The sequence below is a fragment of the Kytococcus sp. Marseille-QA3725 genome (genome assembly GCF_054950055.1).
In genome coordinates, this window is record NZ_JBUCLA010000002.1 from 602284 (window position 1) to 621800 (window position 19517).

The following is a 19517-nucleotide window of genomic DNA, read 5'->3' on the forward strand; positions in this document are numbered from 1 at the left end:
GGGTGCTGCTGTCGACGGGTCCTCGGTGGTGGTGAGGTCATTGTCGTGGGGGCTGCGGTGGTGGTGGGGTCGCTGTCGCGGGGTGGGCAGGGTCCGGTTGTTCAGGGGTGGGTCCGGTTGTCCTGGGTGGGGTCCGCGTGCTTCAGGAGGTACCCCGGGCCAAGTGGATCAACCCCCGGGGTGGTGGAGGTCTCCTCAGTTTGTCCTTGCCGAGCTGTCCTGCCCCGCGCCCCTGCACGCCGTGTCGGCGCACGTCACGCCCCGCCGCGGCCCGGCACACTTCCCGGCCGCAGCCCCACGGCCGTGGCCCTACTCCCCGGTCACCATCCACGCCTCGCCGCGGGCGCGCCAGACGAGGGCGATGCAGCGCATCACCATGAACGCGGCGAAGGCGCCCCAGAGCCACCACATCGCGTCGGGGGCGGACACCCCGGCGGGAACGTAACGCTGCACCACCCAGACCAGCGGCAGGTAGCCCACCAGCACGGCGACCTGGGCCCAGGCGAGCCAGCGCGCGTCCCCGGCGCCGATGAGCACCCCGTCCAGCACGAACACGATGCCGGCCACCGGCTGCACCAGCCCCGCCACCACCAGCGCGGTCACGAGCGCCCGCTGCACGGCGGGGTCCTCGGTGAACAGCGCCGGCAGCACACCCGACAGCGCCACGAGCAGCACTCCGGTCACCACGCCGAACCCGACGCCCCACCAGGTCATCGTGCGGGTGGCCGAGCGCGTGCCGGTCACGTCCCCGGCCCCCAGCGCCCGGCCGGTCAGCGCCTGCGCCGCGATGGCCAGGGCGTCCAGTGCGAAGGCCAGGAAGCCCCACACGGTCATCGCCACCTGGTGGGCGGCCAGTGGCACGTCCCCCAACCCGGCGGCCAGCCAGGTGGTCAGCAGCATCACGCCGCGCAGGGCCAGGGTGCGCACCAGCAGCGGCACCCCGCCCAGCGCCGCGGTCAGCACCCCGGCCGGCGTGAACGAGGTGGGCGCGTCGTGCTGCCGGACGTGGTGCAGGAGCAGCAGCACCAGCCCCGCGGCCATGCCCGCCTGCGCGATGACGGTGCCCCACGCCGCACCGGCGATGCCCCAGCCGAGGACGAAGATGAAGGTCGCGTTGAGCGCGGCGTTGACCGCGAACCCGACCGTCGCCGCCACCAACGGCGAGCGAGTGTCCTGCAGCCCGCGCAGCACGCCGGTCACCGCCAGCACCACCAGCATCGGCGGGATGCCGAGAGCGGAGATGCGCAGGTAGGTCGCCGCCTGCTCGGTGGCGTCCCCCGAGGCGCCGAACAGCCCGGCCAGCGGGTGGGCCAGCAACGCGGTCACCGCCGCGGTGACCGCCCCCAGGAGCACCGCCAGCCACACGCCGTCGACGCCGGCCGCGAGGGCACCGCGCACGTTCCCGGCCCCCAGGCGGCGCGAGACCACCGCGGTGGTGCCGTAGGCGAGGAAGACGAACACCCCCACCGCCGTGCCGAGTGCCGCCGTGGCCACGCCCATCCCGGCCAGGGCGGAGGTGGAGACCCGGCCGACCATGGCCGTGTCCAGCATGAGGAACAGCGGCTCGGCGATGAGGGCGAAGAAGGCCGGCACCGCCAGCGCGAGGATCTCGCGGGACTGGCTCCACGTCCGGGGAGCTGCAGCGGCGGTGGGAGACATGCCCGCATGTTCCCACCCGTGGTCGCAGGCGCCGCCCCTCGCCCCGGACCGCGACTCCACCCACGGACCTGTTGTCCGCCACCCCGCGGCGCACGAGGATCGCCCGACACGGGTCCCAGCGGCTCGGAGACGTGACGGGCCGACCGCCGGCCCGGGGAGGAGACCCATGTCAGTTCGTGATGTCGCTCGCCGAGCGTGGTTCTCCGCGCCGGCGACCGCCGTGCGCCGCGGCACCCTGCGCGCGGGTGCCGCCGCCCTGACCCGTACCTACAGCCTCTACAAGGTGCACCCGTCCACCTGGCGGTTCACGGCCACCAACTACCAGCCGTGGATGGGGGACTTCGCCCGCTTCCACGCCTGGATGGCCTGCCAGACCGGATACCTGCGGGTGCCCGCCTACCAGCAGTACCTGGCCGAGCGCGGTTGGGAGTTCCGCTGGTGGGACCTGGAGAACTACCCGGTGACGGACAAGGACTCCTACGTCGTCCGCTTCGACGAGGCCGCCCGCTGCAAGGACGGCGAGCTCTCCATGACCGGCACCATCGTGGACGAGTCGTCCGGCTCCTCGGGCCGCCCGTTCAACTGGGTGCGTGGCAAGGACGAGCTGTCCGACATCCACCGCAACCTCGCCGGCTTCACCGCGATGATGCACCGGGGCGAGAGGCTCTTCGTCCTCAACGCCTACTCGATGGGCGCCTGGGCCACCGGCACCAACACCGGCATCGCGATGGCGAAGATCGGCATGGTGAAGAACACCGGGCCGGACCTGGATAAAATCGTCGACACCATCGAGCACTTCGGCCCCGGCTACACCTACCTGGTGGCCGCCTACCCGCCCTTCCTCAAGGACCTGCGCGACCGCCTGGACGCCGACGGCTTCGACTGGGACGCCCACACGCTCCACGGGCTCGTCGGCGGGGAGGGCATGACCGAGGGCCTGCGCGACTACTGCGAGGAGCGCTTCGCCACCGTCCGCTCCGGCTACGGCGCGTCGGACCTGACCATCGGCATCGGCGGGGAGACCGACCTGACCGTCTGGCTGCGCCGCACGCTCATCGAGGACCCCGAGCTGCGCGAGGCCGTGCTGGGCCCCGGCGAGGACCGCACGCCGATGATCTTCCAGTACAACCCGCTGGAGACCTACCTGGAGGTCGACGACCGCGGTCACCTGGTCTGCACGCTCACCTCGACGGCCGTGCTCAGCCCCAAACTGCGCTACGACATCGGCGACGAGGCGAGACTGCTGGACTGGCACGACCTGCGCCGCATCCTGCGCCGGCACCCGCGCTGGTCCGAGCCCGCCGGCGCGGCCTTCGAGAAGGCGCCCATGAAGCTGCCGCTGCTGCTGCTCTTCGGCCGGGCCGATTCCACCGTCTCCTTCATGGGGGCCAACATCTACCCGCAGGACGTCGAGAACGGCCTCTACGAGGACTCCGAGCGGGCGGCGGCGATCGCGTCGTTCACCGTGGCGCTGCAGCCCGTGCCCGGCGATGCGGTGGCCCAGCGGCCGGTGCTCCACCTGGAGCTGCGCGAGGGGGCCGACCTGCCCGATGCCGAGCGGCAGGCCCTGGCGGACTCGGCCCGCGCCGGCGTGGTCGGCTACCTGGCCCGGGTGAGCCGCGACTTCGCGGAGTCGCTCGCCGAGAGCCCCCGGGCCGGGGAGATCGCCGTGGAGGTGCACGAGGCCGGCACCGGCCCGTTCGCCGACACCGGCGGCCGCATCAAGCGCCGCTACCTGAGCGCGCCCACCCCGCCCGCGGCAGCGCCCACGACCCAGTCCGCACCCACCCAGGAGGACGACCGATGAGGACCACCGACTTCAGCAGGGCGCCGGCCAGGGCCCGGGCACAGGCGATGTTCGTCGGCGCCACCCGCTACAACGGGCCGCTGTCCTGGGCCCGGCTCACGCCGCACTGGTTCGCGATGGTGCGCACCATGAAGCGCATGCCCGGGTACTGCGGGCACCAGGTCTTCTGGGAGGCGCCGTGGACGCTCGGCACCATCGGCTGGTTCGAGACGCGGGAGGACATGCTGCGCTTCGCCCGGACCGGCACCCACCGGGCGATGATGCAGTGGGCCACCGACGGGACCAACAACGCCACCGGTGGGTGGATCCGCCTCTACACCGCGGACCCGCACGGGTACAGCAACGGTGTCTGGCGCGCGGAGGACGGGCAGATGGACCACATCGAGCGGTTCACCCCGATCGGGACGGAGACGGAGGGGCCCACCGTGGCGAGGCGCCGCCGGACCGTGCTGGGCCGCACCCGGGGCGACCGATGACCGTTCGGGTCACCCCGGCCGCCTCGCGGGCGGACCTGCGGGCCTTCTGCCGCCTGCCGGGCCGGCTGCACCCGCGCAGCCACCACGTCCCGCTGCTGGAGCCCACGATTGCCGACTGGTACCGCGGGCGCGGCCCGGCCGCCGACCACGGCGAGGTCGAGCTGCTCCTGGCCCGGGACGCGATGGGCGCCGTGGTGGGCCGCACCACCGTCCACTCCGACGACCGCATGGACGCCCGCCTCGGGCGGATGACCACCCTGCTGGGCGCCACCGAGTTCGCCACGCCCCAGGTGCTCGATGCGCTCGTCGGGGCCGCGATCGAGCGTGCCGAGGCGGCCGGTCGCACGGCCCTGCTGGGGCCGGTCTCGCTGCTGCCCAACCAGACCGGCGGCGTGGTCACGGCGGGCCACGACGAGCCGGGCTTCCTCGACTCGGCCTGGAACCCGTCCTGGTACCCGGCGGCCTGGGAGGGAGCCGGGTTCGAGCCGCTGTGGCCCGGTGCCACCTGGATCTGTGAGGACCTCGCCTCCCGCGACGCCACGGCCGACCTGGGCCCCGACGAGTCGCTGCCCGAGGGCCTCGAGCTGCACCGGGGGAGCCGCCGCCACCTGGCCGAGCAGCTGCCGCTGCTGCGCACCATGCTCAACGCGAGCTTCGCCGAGCTGCCCTACTACACCCCCATCTCCGCACCGGAGCTCGAGGCTGCCACCGACGGGCTCTCCCACCTGCTCGACGAGGACCTCCTGCTCTATCTCACCGACCACGGGCGACCCGTCGCCTTCGTGCTGGTGGTGCCCGACATCACTGACTTCGTGCGCTCCACCGGGGGCCGGATGGCGCTGTGCGACCAGGCGCGCCTCTGGCTCACCCGGCGGCGCTACCGGCGCGAGGCGGTGCTCATCATCAAGGGCACCGTGCCCTCCGCTCGGGGACGCGGCCTCATGCGCCGTCTCTCCCGACAGCTGCTCGTGAACCTGCAGGCAAGCGGGTACGAGACCCTCCGCGTCACCCAGGTGGGGCAGGAGAACGCGGCGTCGGCCGCGCACTTCGCCGCCATCGGGGGCCGTCCGCTGCACGAGCTGTGCTTCTATCGCAAGGAGCTGGTGTGAACGAGACGCCGCAGACACCCGTCGAGCGCGTCCTGGCCCGCCGCGACGACTGGCAGCGGGCCCCGAGTGCGCACAACACCCAGCCGTGGCTGGTCACCGCCGCCGGGCCCGACCGACTGGTGATCGGGTGGGAGGCCGCCCGCACCCTGCCGATGGGGGACCCCACCCGCCGTGACCTGATGCTCTCGCTGGGCTGCGTGGCCGAGGCGCTGGCGGTCGTGGCCGCCGACGAGGGACTGGCTGCGCAGGTGGACTGGCAGGTCGACCGGGCCACCCGGGTGGCGGGCACGGTGACTCTGCAGACTGCCGGGCCGCCCTCCCGTGCGGGAGCGGAGGACGCTCCGGGCGAGCCGGCCGACGTGGCCGAGCGGGCCGGTGCGGATCTGGCCGCCCTCCGCGAGCGCCGGACCGCCCGGGGGCGGCACGTCGCGGCCCCCGGGCCGGCGGAGGTGCAGGCGCTCGCCGAGCAGGCCGGCGTCGGGGCGGTGCTCCTGCCGCGCGATCTCGTGGACCGCCTGCTGCCGGTCGCGGACCGCTGGAACCTGGAGGGCCCGGCCGCCGACGAGCTGAACGACTGGATGCGGCTCGACCCGCGGGACCCGCGGCACGGGCAGGACGGGCTGAGCGCCGCCGCCCTGGGGCTGGGGCGCCTCGAGGCGGCCGGTCTGCGCCGCGTGCTGCACCCCCGCGTCGCGCCGTGGCTGCGGCGGGCCCGGGTCATGCGGGTGCTCGCGCGCTTCTCCACCGTGCGGCCGGTGGGCACCGTGGTGGGGGTGCTGGGTCCCGCCGGGTCGTCGGACGAGGACGTCGCCGAGCTCGGGCAGGAGTTGCTGCGGTTCTGGCTCGCCGCGCACCGTGCCGGGTGGAGCGCCCACCCGCTGAGTCAGCTGCTGGACTGCCCGCAGACCGCCGCCGAGGTGGAGGGTCTCGTCCCCGGGCAGCGGGTGCTCACCGCCTTCCGGCTGGGTCGGCCGCAGGGGACGCCGGTCCGCAGCGCGCGGCTCACCGACCGCTGAGCGGTACGTGCCTCAGGCGGGCTCGACGGAGGTGACCACCGACAGCGTCATCGGCGCCGGGCCCGCCGCGCGGCAGGTCAGGCGGTGCGGCTCCGTCCGGTGGGTCGTCCCGTGGATCCGCAGCGTGCCCGTCGGGGTGTCCACCTGCACCTGCCAGGCCTCGGCGTCGCCGGTCTGCTCGCGGACGACCGCGTCGTGCCAGCCCATCGGGCCCGCGTGGTCCAGGGCCGCCGCGTGGGCCGCCTGTGCCTGGGAGCTCAGACCGGCGCGGCCGCGCAGTCGGGTGGGGTCCACCTGTCCCTCGAGGTGGGTCGTCACGTCGGCGGCCGCGGTGTCCGGGTCCGTGCCGCCGTAGACCGCGCCGTCGGGCAACAGCACCACGTTGGCGGCGAACCGGTCGCCCCCGGTGTGGGTGCTCTCCCATACGGTCTCGGGCCAGCGCTCGGCCAGTGCGGCGGCGACCGGGCGGCCACGCACCGCGCAGCAGACGTCCTTCAGACCGTGCGTGCACACCAGGATGATCGGGGCGGCGGAGTCCTCCGTCCCGGCGTCTGCCGGGGTGGACCGGTCGCCCGGCTCCGCCTTGCCCGGCTGCGGCTGGCCGGGCTCTGCCGTCAGCTCGGAGAAGGCCGAGGCCGCGCGCACCAGGTCGCCGTCGCAGCGTGCCGTGCCCCAGCGCACCGAGCCGGTGGCGACGTCCACCGCGCACCAGCGTCGCGGCGGCCTGCCGGGTCGCGGGCGGGCACCGTGGCGGCGGATGAGCTGCAGGCGGGCCCCGACGCCCTCGAGCTCGGCGCGCAGCGCCTCCTTGGCCTGGTCGTAGCAGTCCAGGCCGTCCCAGGCGGTGCGCCCCCACGCGCCGTCCTGCTCCACGAGGAACCACCGGCGCGCCGGCGGTGCGGTGCCGACCATCTGGTCGCCCCGCGCCCGCGAGCCGTCCGAGCAGGGGAGCTCCAGTGCGTCGGCCACGGGCTCGTCGCCGGCCGGTGCGCCCACGCCCGTGCCGGTCCGGTCGTTCGACGTGCTCACGGCTCCACCTCCAACAGGCCCCGACGGACCAGATCCCGCGCCACGGCGGGCCCGCCGGGCAGGTCCTCGACCCTACGCGGGCCCTGCCCCACGGCCTGCAGCAGGGCGTGGGCCTCCTCGTCGAGGTCGAACCAGCCCAGCCGGGTGTGCAGACGCTCCGAGTGGTCGGGGTCGCGCGTCGCCTCGAGCCCGCCGCGCAGTCGGACGGAGGTGTTCCCGTCCAGCGCCTCGGCCGCGGCCAGCTGCGCCAGCGGCGGGGCAGGGTCGGGGCGGCGGGTGGTGCGCACCCGGTCGCGGAAGGCGTGGGCGAGCGTCTCTGCATCGAGGGCGTCGACGGCCTCGTGCAGCGCGGCGCGCAGGTCGGGCAGGAGGGCATCGACCGCCTCGGCGTCGTCGGGGCGTGTTCCCACGGGAAGGTTGGCTCGCAGCGCGGGGTCCTCGCGCAGCCGGGCCCGTGCGGCCTCCAGGATCCCGCCGACCAGGTGGTGCGGGGTCCACGTGTGCACGCCGACGGTCAGGTGGGCGCTGATCCCGCCCAGGGCCTGCGCGGCGTGGATCGTGCCGCGGGGCAGGTAGAGGACGTCACCGGGCTCGACGACGGTGTCGACCAGGGGCTCGTCCTGCTCCGCGAGGGCGGCCACCTGCTCGCGGACGGAGTCCCACGGCTGGTCGCGCAGCGGGTGCTCGATGACGGGCTCGTGCAGCGTCCACTGCTTGGTGCCGTGCACCTGGAGCACGAACACGTCGTGCACGTCGTGGTGAGGGGTGAAGCCCTGGTTCTGCGGCGGGGTGACGTAGGCGTTCACCTGCACCGGGTGGCCGAGCTCGTCGCCCAGGGTGCGCGCGAGGTCCGCGACCGGCGGCCAGGTGCGGTGGAGCCCCTGCAGCACGATGGTGGCGCCTGCCGCGAACAGGGAACGCACCCGGTCCTCGTCCACCTGGTCGCTGACGCCGGCGCCCGTGCCGCCGCCACGGGTGAAGCGCGCCTCCGGCAGGGTGTCACCGTCCCGGGCCATGCGCAGGAAGGGCGTCCGCAGGCCGCGGTGGGTGAGCAGCTCGTCGACGGCCTCCAGCGAGAACAGGTCGGTGAAGTCGTCGCCGCCCCTTGCGCCACGGGGCATGTGGAGGGGGCGGGTGCCCCAGGACCGCTCCGCGAACTCGGCCGGCTCGGTGTCGAGCAGCCGCGTGAGTGCGGAGCGGTCCCGGGAGGCCGGGTCGGGCCCGGCAGGAGGGGGCGTCACTCAGCCGGCGCTGCCGTCGGCCGGGCCGTGGGCGCCGCTGTCGGCACCGCCGTCCGCGCCGGCGTCACCAGCGCCGCCATCGGCGCCACCGTCACCGGCCGCACCGTCGCCGGCGGCACCGTCCGCGCCATCGCTAGCGGCACCGTCCGCGCCACCGTCGCCGGCTGCACCGTCGGCACCGCCGTCACCGAGCAGCTGGGCCGGGTCGAGCTCGTCGTTCTTCGGGGCGTCCGTCATGGTTCCTCCTTCTCGACGGCCCCGCCGGTCGGGGCCAGGCGTCCAGTCTGGTGCAGCCCGCTGGCTCCTTCAACAGCGGGATCCTGCGGCCCGTGGGTGAGGTGATGCCCTCCTGGGTGGCTGGGGACGACACCGGGGCGGGCCCTTTCGTTCACGACTTTCCACGCACACGCGGTGGACGGCGTCTCCGCAGGTCAGGACCGCTTTCACTCGTTGGCCGGGCGTGTTGCCCACCGACTTCCCCACAGGCTCGTCCACAGCCTGTGGGGAGAGGCACACCATCGGTCCACAGCGGTTCCCACAGGCTGTCCACAGGGCCGTTTGGGGCTGTCGGTGGTGGGGCCTACCGTGTGCACGCGCGCGCAGGCCGGGGGACCGACGAGGGCGCTTCGAGGAGTGGGAGAGCACATGAGCGATCACGAGTACGAGCCGCCGCCGGACGACGGCCCGGGCATGGACCGCATGCCCCCGCAGGACGTCGACGCGGAGCGCTCCGTCCTGGGCGGCATGCTGTTGAGCAAGGACGCCATCGCCGACGTGCTCGAGCTGGTCCGCGGCGCGGACTACTACCGGCCCGCCCACGAGCTCATCCACGAGGCGATCCTCGACCTCTTCGGGCGCGGGGAGCCGGCCGACGCGATCACGGTGGCCGACGAGCTCACCAAGCGAGGCAACCTGCAGCGTGCCGGTGGGCAGGCCTACCTGCACCAGCTCATGCAGTCGGTGCCCACCGCCGCCAACGCCGGGTACTACGCCGAGATCGTGGCCGAGCGCGCCATCCTGCGCCGCCTGGTGGAGGCCGGCACCCGCATCGTGCAGATGGGCTACGGGCAGGGCGGCGGCGAGGTCGAGGACGTCGTCAACGCCGCCCAGGCCGAGGTCTACGCGGTCTCCGACAAGCGGGGCGCCGAGGACTACCAGGTGATCGGCGAGATCTTCGACGCGACGGTCGACGAGATCGAGCACGCCTCCGGCAGCGCGGGGGAGATGCTCGGCGTGCCCACCGGGTTCGCGGACATGGACGCCTTGACCAACGGTCTGCACGGCGGGCAGATGATCGTCGTCGCGGCGCGACCGGCGATGGGAAAATCGACCCTCGGCCTGGACATCTGCCGCTCGGCCAGCATCGAGCACGGGTTGGCCTCCTGCATCTTCTCCCTGGAGATGAGCAAGACCGAGATCGTCATGCGCATGCTCTCGGCCGAGGCGTCCATCCAGCTGCAGAAGCTGCGCAAGGGCGAGGTCGACGAGGGGGACTGGGCCAAGATCGCCGAGACGCAGGGGCGGCTCAGCGTGGCGCCGCTGTTCATCGACGACAGCCCGAACCTGTCGCTCATGGAGATCCGGGCCAAGGCGCGGCGGCTCAAGCAGCAGCACAACCTCCGCCTGGTGGTCATCGACTACCTGCAGCTGATGACCTCGGGCAAGAAGGTCGAGAGCCGCCAGCAGGAGGTCTCGGAGTTCTCCCGTGCGCTCAAGCTGCTGGCCAAGGAGCTCGAGGTGCCGGTCATCGCCATCTCGCAGCTGAACCGTGGGCCGGAGCAGCGCACGGACAAGAAGCCGCAGATGAGTGATTTGCGCGAGTCGGGCTGCCTGACGGCGGACACCCGTGTGCTCCGGGCCGACACCGGTGCCGAGGTGACGATGGGGCAGCTCCTTGAGGCGGGGGAGCGGGACGTGCCCGTGTGGGCCCTGGACGAGTCGATGCGGTACGTCCGCCGCCATCTGACGCACGTGTTCCCCACCGGGGTGAAGCCGGTGTTCCGGCTGACCACCACCTCAGGGAAGACCGTGCGGGCCACCGCCAACCATCCGTTCCGGACCTACGAGGGGTGGACCGCTCTGGAGGACCTGCGCGAGGGGTCTCGGATCGCCGTGCCGAGACACGTTCCGGCACCCCACGCACTGACCGAGTGGGACGAGGCGGAGGTCGCCGCGGCTGCACGCCGGGCCCGAGGCGGGGCGGTCGTGCCGGACGGTGTGGCGAGCCTGCCCAAGGGTGACATCGCGTCGTTCGTCCGGCAGGTTCTGGCCCCGTCGATGACGGCGGACCTGGCTCGCGAGCGCCTCGTGGTGCAGGGTCTGGCCAGTCACGTGGTGGACGTGGTGAGCCGCCTCCTGCTGCGCTTCGGTATCTCCGTCGACAGGGCCGTTAGCGGGGATCTGATGATCTCCGAGCGGGACTCGGTCCGTCGGTACCTCCTGGAGGTGGCCGTCGGTGGGAACGCCGAGGTCGGTTTGGGGCAGGCGGCATCTGATCTGCTGGGTGTCGTCAGCGGTGGGGGGAGCGGGGCGGACCCCGCTGTCTGGCGGCGTGTGGGTGACGTGCTCGCGCAGCCGGAACGTGAACCCGTGAGCTTGGGTGACGCGCTGGCCGAGATGACGCCGGTGCGCTCCCGCATCGCGGCGGCCGCTGCAGTGCTGGACGAGCAGGACCTGGACCTTTACGCCGTGAATGACGTCCTCTGGGACGAGGTGAAGTCCATTGAGCTGGATGGCGTGGAGCCGGTGTTCGACGCCACCGTCGCCGGCGCGCACAACTTCGTCGCCAACGGCATCGCCGTCCACAACAGCATCGAGCAGGACGCCGACATGGTGATCCTGCTGCATCGCGAGGAGGCCTACGAGAAGGAGTCGCCTCGCGCGGGTGAGGCCGACTTCATCGTGGCCAAGCACCGAAACGGTCCCACCGACACCATCACCGTGGCGTTCCAGGGGCACTTCAGCCGGTTCAAGGACATGGCACAGGGGTTCTGACCGCAGGCTGACGCCTGTCTCGGCCCCGAATGGATTGCTAGCATCTCTGATATCAGGAGGTGGGCATGGCGTCGATCGTGGTGCGGGGGCTGGACCCCGAGGTCAAGGAGCAGCTCGCCGCGCAGGCGAGGGAGCACGGGCGCTCGATGGAGGCCGAGGTGCGGGACATCCTGGGCAAGGCGGCGCGGCGGCCGGGACTGGGAGCCGCTCTGCTGCGCGCCGGGGAGTCCGTCGGGGGGTTCGACGACGTGGAGATCCCTCCGCGTCGGGACGAGGCACGGAGCGTCGACTTCGGATGATCGTGCTGGACACCAACGTCGTCTCCGAGGCGTTGCGAGCCGAACCGGCTCCTGCAGTGGTGGCCTGGCTGGAGAGCGACCCTGACGAGCTCGCCCTCACGGCGATCACGGTGGGTGAGTTGCAGGCCGGCCTCCGTCGCCTGCCGCCGGGGCGGCGTCGGACGCAGTTGCAGACAGCGCTGGAGGCAGCCCTGGAGCCCTATCGGGCGAGCCGGATCCTCCCGTTCGACGCCGACGCGGCCGAGGAGTACGGGCGCGTGGTGGCCGATCGGCTGGGCCGCGGCCTGCCCATCAGCACGGCCGATGCCCAGATCGCGGCGATCTGCCGGGCTCGCGGTGCGTCGTGCGCCACCCGGAACACCAGGGACTTCGTCCACACCGGACTGGACCTCATCGACCCCTGGGAGCAGTGAACCCGGACGCGGGGGCGGCCGTGCTCAGGGCTGGAAGCGCACGGTGACGTCCGGCCCCAGCTCCACTCGCAACCGACGCAGCAGGTTCTCCCCGTCCCGGCGCCAGGCGGCCTCGGCCACCGGATCCGGCGTCCCGCCCTCGAGCGCCGGCAGGGCGTTCCGCTCCCAGTCCTCGTTCCACGCCCCACTCGGCCATGAGGCGCACCGTCCGAGGCGTCCGGCGCGGAATCGCTTCCTCGGAACGTTCGTGGTCCCGGTTCATGTGCTGACGGTATCGGGCTCTCGATCGAGCTCACCCCTCCGGCACCATGGCCCCATGAGCATCCTCTTCCACGGGCGGCTGCGCGCCGTCGAGGGCCGCGGCGCCGACCTGCTGGCCATCCTGTCCGAGCAGGGCGACGCCGTGCCGATCCTGGACATGGACGGCATGACCCACCAGGTGCTCACGCCGGTCGCGGGCCTGCCGGACTGAGCCCGTGCGGCAGGCTGGGCGCATGTCCGACTCCGCACCCCTCGACGTCCTGGTCATCGGCGGCGGGCAGAGCGGCCTGGCCACGGCCCACCACCTCGAGCGGCGCGGCCTCAGCCACCTCGTGCTCGAGGCCGCTGAACACGCCCGCGGCTCGTGGCCGTTGCACTACCGCAGCCTGCGCCTGTTCTCCCCGGCCAAGCACTCCTCCCTGCCGGGCATGCCCTTCCCCGGTGACCCCGAGCACTACCCCGTGCGCGAGGAGGCGGAGACCTACATCGAGGCGTATGCCGCCCGTTTCGCCGACCGGCTGGTGGTCAACAGCCCGGTCGAGGACGTGCGGCGCGAGGACGGCCTGTTCCGCATCACGGTGGCCGGCGGGCGTGAGTACACCGCCCGCTCGGTCATCGTGGCCTCCGGTGCCTTCCGCATCCCGTTCGTGCCCGAGGTCCCCGGCCGCGAGGAGTTCACCGGCACGGTGCTGCACTCGCTGGACTACCAGGTGCCCGAGCCCTTCGCCGGGCAGCGCGTGGTGGTGGTCGGGTCCCGCAACTCCGCGGTGCAGATCGGTGTCGAGCTCGCCCGGATCGCCGACGTCACCCTCGCGGTCCGCCGGCCGGTCCAGCTGCTGCACGAGCGCTTCCTCGGCCGACCGGTGCACGACTGGTTCACCTGGCTGGGCATCGACCAGTTCAACCAGGCCCGATGGGGCGGCGTCCCGCCGGACGTGCGCGTCCTGGACGACGGCCGGCACCGGGCAGCCCTGCGGGCCGGGAAGCCCCCGCAGCGCCCGGTGTTCGAGACGTTCACCACCGACGGCGTCCGTTGGCCCGACGGCACGACCGAGCCCGTCGACACGGTGCTGTTCGCCACCGGCTTCCGGTCGAGCGTCGGCTTCCTGAGCCTCCCCGGTGCCGTCGACGAGAGCGGTGCGCCCCGCCATCGGATGGGGGTGAGCACCACCGTGCCGGGCCTGTACTTCGTCGGGCTGCCCGGTCAGCTCTCCCGCAGGTCGGCCACCCTCCGCGGGGCCGGGCGGGACGCGCGGCACGTCGTCCGCCACCTTCAGCGGTGGCTGCGACGCTCCGGCAGGTGTCGCGGACGTCGTCGCTCCGCCCGCTGATCCGGCTCAGCCCTCGAGACGCTCGGCCAGTGCCGCGGACTCCCCGGGGTCGAGCACCACGCCCGGGTGCGGCCCGGCAGCGGTGAGCGACTCACGCATCCCGTCCAGGAGCGAGCCCGCCACCAGCACCGCGTTGCCGGCCGTGCGCCGCTCCAGCATCCCCGCATCGGCCAGGGTCCACACGCCGTCGTACCCCTCGGCGTCGGCCACCTCGCCCAGCGCCCGCAGCTGGTCGGCCAGGAAGGCCAGCCCGTCGTCGGCGCCGATGTTGGTCATGAGCAGGCCCTGGTCGTCCAGCAGGTCCAGGAGCTCTGCGTGGAAGTCCGGCCCGGCCAGGTGCGCGCACTCCCCGGTGTCGGTGGGCAGGTCCACGACGACCACCGCGAACTCCTCCCCGGCGGCCACCATGCCCTGCACCGCCTCACGGGCATCGGCCACCTCCACGTGCAGGTCCGTGCCCCCGGGCAGCGGCAGCACGGCGGTCACGAACGAGACGAGCTCGCGGTCGATGTCCACCACCACCTGCTCCGACCCCGGACGGGTGGCCTGCAGGTAGCGGGGCAGGGTGAGCGCACCCGCGCCCAGGTGCAGCACGCGCAGCGCGTCCCCGGGGTGGGCCACGGCATCGAGGACATTCGCCATGCGCCGCAGGTACTCGTAGCGCACCTCCAGCGGGTCGGCCGGGTCGATGTGCGACTGGACGTGCCCGCCGACGAACAGCTCGTACCCGCCGCCGTGCTCGGCCGGGGCGATGCGGGCCTGCACACCGGAGGTGGAGAGGTGGACGGTGCGCTGGGCGGAGGGTGTGGCCCGCGTGGTGGTGGGGTCGGTCAGGGGGTGCTCGGAGTGCGTCACGTCCCCAGTCTGCGGGTCCGTCAAGACTCCGTCAGGACACCGTGACGGGCTGTGTTGGGTACCCGTGCTCTGCCCTATCTTGCGAAGGTCCCCCTCGCTCGACCCCCCTCGGAGGCCTGCCCGTGTTCCCTGCCCTCGCGCCCTCGCGCCCTGCTCGCCGCACCCCCGTCGCGGCCCGCCTCGCCGCCGCCGGCCTGGCCATCGCCACCGTCGCGGCCCCCGCATCCGTCGCCGGTGCCCCCGCTCCGGCCCCGTCGCCCGCCTCCACCACCTCCGCCGAGGGATTGGAGGACGTGCTCTTCGTCGGCAACAACTGGGAGGGGAGCGTCGACGTCGTCGAGGACGACGGCGGACTGCAGAAGATCGGTCGCCTGAACGCCGTGCCGGACTACGACAAGCGCCTGGCCGCGATCGCGCTCAATCCTGTCCACTGGCCGGTGTTCCTGTACATCCGCCACACCGCCGGGGAGGGGCACGACCAGCTCGTCGACGACGTGTACTCCGCGAATGACGGCAAGTCGGTGGTCATCTCGCGCCCCAGCTTCGCCGACGTGGTCTCCATCGACGTCGAGACCAACGAGATCAACTGGCGCTTCCCGATGACCGGCTTCCGTTCCGACCACATGGCCCTCTCGCCCGACGGGAAGCGGGTGGCCGTCTCGGACTCCTCCGCCAATCGGGTGCACGTGCTCGACGTGGCCACCGGCGAGGAGGTCGGCACGGTGCGGACGGGTGACCGCCCGCACGAGAACGTCTTCAGCCCCGACGGCAAGCACCTGTGGACGATGTCCATCGGCAAGGTGGAGAACGACCACGACGACCCCGACCAGCAGCGCGACGACGTGCTCAAGGGCAAGCGCTACGTGACCGTGACCGATGCCGAGACCTTCGAGCCGGTGCGCACGATCGACATGCGCGACCGCCTGGACGCCGCGGGGCAGGAGGGCCTGTCCGACGCGGTGCGGCCGGTGGCCTTCACGCCGGAGTTCGACAAGGCCTACTTCCAGGTGTCCTACTTCAACGGCTTCCTCGAGTACGACGTGCAGGCCGACCGCATCACCCGCGTGCGCGAGCTGCCGAAGAACCCCGACACCCCCGCCGACCGGGGTGAGTGGGTCAACGACTCGCGGCACCACGGCATCACCATGAAGCCCGACGGCAGCCGGCTGTGCGTGGCCGGCACGATGGACGACTACACGACCGTGGTGGACCGCGAGACCCTGGAGCAGGGGCCGCTGGTGACGACGGACAAGCCGTACTGGGCCACGGTCAGCAACGACGGCGAGCGCTGCATCGTCTCGGAGTCCGGCGCCGACGCGCTGACCGCCATCGACTTCGAGACCGGTGAGAAGAGCGCGAGCATCCCGGTGGGCGACCACCCGCAGCGGGTCCGCCAGGGCGTCGTGCCCGAGGGGTGGGCCGGCCCGCAGGGCTGAGTCAGTCGGCCTGCTCCAGGGCCCGTTCCACCGCCGCGGTGGGCGGGCCCTGGAGCACCTCCATCACCTTGCCGCCGTCGCAGGTGAGCAGGTGCACCGTCACGGTCTCGTCGGTGCGGTGGGCGACGTGCAGGTGGCCGCCTGAGGCGTCCCAGCGCTCCAGGCGGGCGGCGAGCTCGTCGGGGTCGGTCGTCTCCGGGGTCACGTGCGTGCCTCCTGTGTCGGCGTCCCGGCTCACGGGATCCGCCGCGTCCACTCCTCGGTGCGGAACTTCGTCTCCACCAGCTCGCGCGCCGCGGCCAGCTCGTCCTCGCTGTACTCACGGCGGCTCACGTCGTACTGGCCCTCGAAGAAGCGCATGAAGCCGTCGATGATCTCCTCGCGCGGCAGACCGCTCTGCGAACGCATCGGGTCCACGCGCTTCGTGGCCGAGCGGGTGCCCTTGTCAGACATCTTCTCCCTGCCGATGCGCAGCACCTCGAGCATCTTGTCGGCGTCGATGTCGTAGCTCATCGTCACGTGGTGCAGCACCACGCCGCCGGCCAGGCGCCGCTGGGCGGCGCCGCCGATCTTCCCCTGCTCGGAGGCGATGTCGTTGAGCGGCACGTACTTCGCCCGGATGCCGATCTCGGCGAGCGCCCCCATCACCCAGTCGTCGAGGAACTCGTAGGCGCGCTGGAAGCTCAGCCCCTCCACGAGCGACTCGGGCACCACCAGCGAGTAGGTGATGCAGTTGCCGGGCTCCATGAACATGGCCCCGCCGCCGGTGATGCGGCGCACCACGTCGATGCCGTGGCGGGCGCGCCCCTCCTCGTCGATCTCGTTGGCGTACGACTGGAAGCTGCCGATGACCACCAGGGGGCTGTCCCACTCCCAGAAGCGCAGGCTGGGGCCGGCCTCGCCACGGGCCACCCGTCGGGCCAGCACCTCGTCGAGCGCCACGTGCATGCGCGGGTCCATGCTCACCGGGCCGATGAGGTCGAACCGGTGGTCCTCCCAGCTGGTGGCCTTGCCCAGGGCGCGGCGCACGGCGATGCCGACCGCCTCGGGGGAGAAGCCGATCATCGAGACGTCCGCGGCCAGGCGTTGGCGGATGGCGGTGGCCAGGTCGTCCACGGAGGCGTCGGTGGGCAGGCCGGTCAGGGCGCCGTTGATGTCCTCCAGGGCCTCGTCGGGCTCGAGGAAGAAGTCGCCGGAGACGAACGCCCGGCTGATGCGGTCCCCGGTCGCGCCGGGCTCGGTCTCGATCTCGACGGCGACCAGCTTGCCGCCAGGCACCTTGTACTCACCACGCATGCGGCGAGCGTAGACCGCGGGCGTCAGGCTCCGAGGTCCCGGCGCCGTCGCCGGATCACGCGGGCCAGGTCGCGGCGTCGCCGTGGGTCCCAGTGGATGCTGCCGGCCTCGATGTCGTCGGCGACGGAGGCGGTGGCTCGGAGCGCTTCCTCGAGGACGGCGTCCACGGCTCGGGTGGGCAGGCCACCATGGGCTCCGAGGGCGTGGAAGGCCTTGGTGGAGAGGTTGTCCCTCCGCCCCGCCACGGACAGTGCCATCGTCGTGTCCCCGTAGGGAACGGTTGCGGGGATGTCGTAGACGGGCGCCACGCGGCGGTCGTCGTCATCCAGCACCGAGATGTTCTTGGCGTGCAGGTCGCCGTTGCCCGTGAGCCACGCGAAGGCCACCTGCTGCAGCACCGCCCGGACCGCCACGGGGCGTGAACGCGCCACTCGGGCCACGGCCTCGAGGAGGTCCTCCGTGGTGACGCCGTACTTGTCCGCGGGGTGGCGATCGAGCAGCTGGGCCCCGTCCTCCACCGCGAGGCGACGGAGGCCCCGGGGGGTCACGGTCCGGTCGAAGCGGGTGACGAGGAGGCCCGGTCGACCTTCGACGTCGTGGATCACCTCGGCATCGGCCACGTCCATCCTCATGCGCCGCGCGATGCCGAGGAAGTAGGCCTCGTTCGACACCACCTGGGAGAACTCCGGGACCTCGAACTTCAGGAGGTGCGCACGGCCCGCGTGCTCGAGCGGGAGTGTCAGCATGCGGCCCGAAACCTTGTCCTGGACGCCGGCGAGTGCCGAGGGATCCCCGATGCCGCGCCGTTTCAGGAGGGCTGCGAAGTCCAGTTCTGCGAGGTCTGGGACGTCGTGATCGGGTGCCGCCTCGCCCGAAGGCTCGGGGGTGGCGAGCACCTGCACGTCACCGACCGGGTCGGAGCCCACGGCGACGAGGAGCGACAGCTCGTCGTCGGCGCTGGTCTTGGTCGCCCTGCGCAGTGCCGTCAGGCGACGCCCCTCGGGAAGGAGGTTCGCGAAGAAGGCCGGCACCGCGCCGCCCGGGGCGAGGGTTCACGGCGTCTCCCTAGGGGTCAGGGCCAGCTGGAGACCCAGGACGTCGAGCACCGCTTCGAGCTTGTCGAGGCGCAGGGACGACTTGCCGGTCTCCACCTCGCGCACGAACCGTTCGGAGACGTCGGCCAGCAGGGCCACCTCGTGCTGGCTCAGTTTCATGGCCCGGCGTCGTGTGCGGACCTCGTCGGCGAGTGCCATCTGCCCTCCTCGATCCGGCACGATCGTGCCGGCTGGCCCGATGATGGATCTCGAACCCGCGGCGTGCAAGCCAAACCGGCGCGATCGTGCCGGTCAGTGGAGCGTCAGCGGGTCGACCAGCTCGAGGTCGTGCTGGTCGGTGCCCAGGGCCGCTTGCAGTGGTCCCCGGTGGGAGCGGCCGACGAGCGCCAGCACGCGCCCGCCAGGGTATTCGCCGACGACCCGACGGAGATGGCCCGCCATGAGGAGGTTGCGTGCACGCCATCCCCCCAGCTGTCGTCGTGCTGCCGCCTCGGGCTCGGGGGCGTCGGCGCGCCCCAGGTGGGTGCAGCCGCGCACCATCAGGCAGGTGGGGCTGATCATTCAGTCATTGGGCCCCCGCGGAGCGGTTCCCCGAACCGGCTCGGCTCAGCGTCCGAAGCCGGCCAGCACGGCCCGGGCGTCGTCGGGCTCGTCGACGGGCGCGGTCCCCAGGGCGTCGACGGTGCGGCGGGCGATCCCCAGCGCGCTGACCGGCGGGGACGGCGCCCCGGCCGGGAGGTCGAGGTCGAGCTGGTGCACGACGAGCTCCACGGCCCAGGTCGCCAGGAAGTCCCCGGCCGTGAGCACCAGCCCCTGGAAGGCGATGCGGTCATCGGGCAGCGTGGGTGCGTGGCGTGCCCACCCGGTGCACACCTCCTCGAGGTGCTGCAGGGCGTGGCGGGGGCGCGTGTACGCCGCCGCTGTGCGGCGCGTCAGGAGGATGCCGGGCACCGGGTCGTCGTCCTCCTGTGCGGCGAAGGCCGTCCAGTACGACGCGGCGTCGGTGTCCGCTGGGGCCCGCGTGCCGGCGCAGGCCCCGGCGAGCATCTCCTGGAGCCCCGTCCGCACGTGCACGATGCAGTCCAGACGTGACCATCCGTGGGCCCGGCTCGGGGCCAGCAGGGCGAAGTCATCCAGCGAGTCGCACCCGGCCCGGAACGTCTGGAGGGCCTCGAGGAAGGCGCGGCGGCCCTCCTCGAGCGGGATGCTGAGCGGACGGGGCATGCCCGCAGCCTGCCAC

Annotated in this window: 21 protein-coding genes; 10 read left to right on the forward strand and 11 right to left on the reverse strand. The window is 72.9% G+C overall.

The window, feature by feature from the left end; genetic code table 11:
- Positions 1 to 309: 309 nt before the first annotated feature.
- Positions 310 to 1659, reverse strand: coding sequence for an MATE family efflux transporter (locus ACY8FT_RS10940; RefSeq protein ID WP_462418916.1), 1350 nt, complete (start codon positions 1657 to 1659; stop codon positions 310 to 312).
- Positions 1660 to 1825: 166 nt separating this feature from the next.
- Here ACY8FT_RS10940 and ACY8FT_RS10945 point away from each other — a divergent pair, with 166 nt between their 5' ends.
- Genes ACY8FT_RS10945 through ACY8FT_RS10960 form a run of 4 tightly spaced genes read left to right on the forward strand, consistent with a single transcriptional unit; the run spans position 1826 to position 6067 of the window.
- Entirely contained in the window at positions 1826 to 3466 is a 1641-nt protein-coding gene (locus ACY8FT_RS10945) for a phenylacetate--CoA ligase family protein (RefSeq protein ID WP_462418917.1), read from the forward strand.
- A complete protein-coding gene (locus tag ACY8FT_RS10950; protein ID WP_462418918.1) occupies positions 3463 to 3942 on the forward strand; it encodes a DUF4188 domain-containing protein in 480 nt (159 codons plus the stop codon). The genes ACY8FT_RS10945 and ACY8FT_RS10950 overlap by 4 nt, the downstream gene beginning before the upstream one ends.
- Positions 3939 to 5051: a hypothetical protein gene (locus ACY8FT_RS10955; RefSeq protein WP_462418919.1), complete on the forward strand. Its 1113-nt coding sequence runs from the start codon at positions 3939 to 3941 to the stop codon at positions 5049 to 5051. Before ACY8FT_RS10950 ends, ACY8FT_RS10955 begins: the two co-directional genes overlap by 4 nt.
- Positions 5048 to 6067 carry a nitroreductase family protein gene (locus ACY8FT_RS10960; RefSeq protein WP_462418920.1) on the forward strand — a complete coding sequence of 340 codons (1020 nt, stop codon included), beginning with the start codon at positions 5048 to 5050 and terminating at the stop codon, positions 6065 to 6067. The genes ACY8FT_RS10955 and ACY8FT_RS10960 overlap by 4 nt, the downstream gene beginning before the upstream one ends.
- Before the next feature lie 12 nt (positions 6068 to 6079).
- Here ACY8FT_RS10960 and ACY8FT_RS10965 read toward each other — a convergent pair whose 3' ends face one another.
- The 3 genes from ACY8FT_RS10965 to ACY8FT_RS10975 are packed head-to-tail and all read right to left on the reverse strand — an operon-like array spanning position 6080 to position 8574.
- Complete coding sequence (locus tag ACY8FT_RS10965) at positions 6080 to 7096, reverse strand: sucrase ferredoxin (RefSeq protein WP_462418921.1); 1017 nt, start codon at positions 7094 to 7096, stop codon at positions 6080 to 6082.
- Entirely contained in the window at positions 7093 to 8337 is a 1245-nt protein-coding gene (locus tag ACY8FT_RS10970) for a cupin domain-containing protein (RefSeq protein WP_462418922.1), read from the reverse strand. The genes ACY8FT_RS10965 and ACY8FT_RS10970 overlap by 4 nt, the downstream gene beginning before the upstream one ends.
- Positions 8338 to 8574: a hypothetical protein gene (locus ACY8FT_RS10975; RefSeq protein ID WP_462418923.1), complete on the reverse strand. Its 237-nt coding sequence runs from the start codon at positions 8572 to 8574 to the stop codon at positions 8338 to 8340.
- Between the two features lie 408 nt (positions 8575 to 8982).
- Here ACY8FT_RS10975 and dnaB point away from each other — a divergent pair, with 408 nt between their 5' ends.
- The 5 genes from dnaB to ACY8FT_RS11000 all read left to right on the forward strand — a co-directional run bounded on the left by dnaB (position 8983) and on the right by ACY8FT_RS11000 (position 13635).
- Positions 8983 to 11331 (forward strand): replicative DNA helicase, encoded by a 2349-nt coding sequence (gene dnaB / locus ACY8FT_RS10980; RefSeq protein WP_462418924.1) that lies wholly within the window; start codon positions 8983 to 8985, stop codon positions 11329 to 11331.
- A 65-nt stretch (positions 11332 to 11396) separates the two neighbouring features.
- A complete protein-coding gene (locus tag ACY8FT_RS10985; protein ID WP_462418925.1) occupies positions 11397 to 11630 on the forward strand; it encodes a FitA-like ribbon-helix-helix domain-containing protein in 234 nt (77 codons plus the stop codon).
- The gene (locus ACY8FT_RS10990) at positions 11627 to 12043 is read left to right on the forward strand and encodes a PIN domain-containing protein (RefSeq protein WP_462418926.1); all 417 of its coding nucleotides are present in this window, start codon (positions 11627 to 11629) and stop codon (positions 12041 to 12043) included. Before ACY8FT_RS10985 ends, ACY8FT_RS10990 begins: the two co-directional genes overlap by 4 nt.
- A 316-nt stretch (positions 12044 to 12359) precedes the next feature.
- Positions 12360 to 12515: a hypothetical protein gene (locus tag ACY8FT_RS10995; RefSeq protein WP_462418927.1), complete on the forward strand. Its 156-nt coding sequence runs from the start codon at positions 12360 to 12362 to the stop codon at positions 12513 to 12515.
- Positions 12516 to 12537: 22 nt separating this feature from the next.
- Positions 12538 to 13635, forward strand: coding sequence for a flavin-containing monooxygenase (locus ACY8FT_RS11000; RefSeq protein WP_462418928.1), 1098 nt, complete (start codon positions 12538 to 12540; stop codon positions 13633 to 13635).
- Between the two features lie 6 nt (positions 13636 to 13641).
- Here ACY8FT_RS11000 and ACY8FT_RS11005 read toward each other — a convergent pair whose 3' ends face one another.
- Positions 13642 to 14490, reverse strand: a complete 849-nt coding sequence (locus ACY8FT_RS11005) for a spermidine synthase (RefSeq protein ID WP_462418929.1) — start codon at positions 14488 to 14490, stop codon at positions 13642 to 13644.
- A gap of 122 nt (positions 14491 to 14612) precedes the next feature.
- Between ACY8FT_RS11005 and ACY8FT_RS11010 the strand changes: the two genes are divergently transcribed.
- On the forward strand, positions 14613 to 15926 hold the full coding sequence (locus tag ACY8FT_RS11010; protein WP_462418930.1) for a YncE family protein: 1314 nt from the start codon (positions 14613 to 14615) through the stop codon (positions 15924 to 15926).
- Position 15927: 1 nt separating this feature from the next.
- Here the strand turns inward: ACY8FT_RS11010 and ACY8FT_RS11015 are convergent, their stop codons facing one another.
- The 6 genes from ACY8FT_RS11015 to ACY8FT_RS11040 form a co-directional block, all read right to left on the reverse strand.
- Entirely contained in the window at positions 15928 to 16131 is a 204-nt protein-coding gene (locus ACY8FT_RS11015; protein ID WP_462418931.1) for a hypothetical protein, read from the reverse strand.
- A gap of 29 nt (positions 16132 to 16160) precedes the next feature.
- Positions 16161 to 17222 carry a lipoate--protein ligase family protein gene (locus tag ACY8FT_RS11020; RefSeq protein WP_462418932.1) on the reverse strand — a complete coding sequence of 354 codons (1062 nt, stop codon included), beginning with the start codon at positions 17220 to 17222 and terminating at the stop codon, positions 16161 to 16163.
- 23 nt (positions 17223 to 17245) lie between these two features.
- Positions 17246 to 18253, reverse strand: coding sequence for a type II toxin-antitoxin system HipA family toxin (locus ACY8FT_RS11025; protein WP_462418933.1), 1008 nt, complete (start codon positions 18251 to 18253; stop codon positions 17246 to 17248).
- A gap of 21 nt (positions 18254 to 18274) precedes the next feature.
- Positions 18275 to 18475 (reverse strand): type II toxin-antitoxin system Y4mF family antitoxin, encoded by a 201-nt coding sequence (locus ACY8FT_RS11030; protein ID WP_462418934.1) that lies wholly within the window; start codon positions 18473 to 18475, stop codon positions 18275 to 18277.
- Between the two features lie 93 nt (positions 18476 to 18568).
- The gene (locus ACY8FT_RS11035; protein ID WP_462418935.1) at positions 18569 to 18838 is read right to left on the reverse strand and encodes a hypothetical protein; all 270 of its coding nucleotides are present in this window, start codon (positions 18836 to 18838) and stop codon (positions 18569 to 18571) included.
- Positions 18839 to 18883: 45 nt separating this feature from the next.
- Entirely contained in the window at positions 18884 to 19501 is a 618-nt protein-coding gene (locus ACY8FT_RS11040; protein WP_462418936.1) for a maleylpyruvate isomerase N-terminal domain-containing protein, read from the reverse strand.
- Between the last annotated feature and the right edge of the window lie 16 nt (positions 19502 to 19517).

Excerpts from the sequence above, each read along its gene's own strand:
- ACY8FT_RS10940 (WP_462418916.1), bottom strand. The coding sequence starts at position 1,659 with ATGTCTCCCACCGCCGCTGCAGCTCCCCGGACGTGGAGCCAGTCCCGC.
- ACY8FT_RS10945 (WP_462418917.1), top strand. The coding sequence starts at position 1,826 with ATGTCAGTTCGTGATGTCGCTCGCCGAGCGTGGTTCTCCGCGCCGGCG.
- ACY8FT_RS10950 (WP_462418918.1), top strand. The coding sequence starts at position 3,463 with ATGAGGACCACCGACTTCAGCAGGGCGCCGGCCAGGGCCCGGGCACAG.
- ACY8FT_RS10955 (WP_462418919.1), top strand. The coding sequence starts at position 3,939 with ATGACCGTTCGGGTCACCCCGGCCGCCTCGCGGGCGGACCTGCGGGCC.
- ACY8FT_RS10975 (WP_462418923.1), bottom strand. The coding sequence starts at position 8,574 with ATGACGGACGCCCCGAAGAACGACGAGCTCGACCCGGCCCAGCTGCTC.
- dnaB (WP_462418924.1), top strand. The coding sequence starts at position 8,983 with ATGAGCGATCACGAGTACGAGCCGCCGCCGGACGACGGCCCGGGCATG.
- ACY8FT_RS10985 (WP_462418925.1), top strand. The coding sequence starts at position 11,397 with ATGGCGTCGATCGTGGTGCGGGGGCTGGACCCCGAGGTCAAGGAGCAG.
- ACY8FT_RS10990 (WP_462418926.1), top strand. The coding sequence starts at position 11,627 with ATGATCGTGCTGGACACCAACGTCGTCTCCGAGGCGTTGCGAGCCGAA.
- ACY8FT_RS10995 (WP_462418927.1), top strand. The coding sequence starts at position 12,360 with ATGAGCATCCTCTTCCACGGGCGGCTGCGCGCCGTCGAGGGCCGCGGC.
- ACY8FT_RS11000 (WP_462418928.1), top strand. The coding sequence starts at position 12,538 with ATGTCCGACTCCGCACCCCTCGACGTCCTGGTCATCGGCGGCGGGCAG.
- ACY8FT_RS11020 (WP_462418932.1), bottom strand. The coding sequence starts at position 17,222 with ATGCGTGGTGAGTACAAGGTGCCTGGCGGCAAGCTGGTCGCCGTCGAG.
- ACY8FT_RS11030 (WP_462418934.1), bottom strand. The coding sequence starts at position 18,475 with ATGGCACTCGCCGACGAGGTCCGCACACGACGCCGGGCCATGAAACTG.
- ACY8FT_RS11035 (WP_462418935.1), bottom strand. The coding sequence starts at position 18,838 with ATGATCAGCCCCACCTGCCTGATGGTGCGCGGCTGCACCCACCTGGGG.
- ACY8FT_RS11040 (WP_462418936.1), bottom strand. The coding sequence starts at position 19,501 with ATGCCCCGTCCGCTCAGCATCCCGCTCGAGGAGGGCCGCCGCGCCTTC.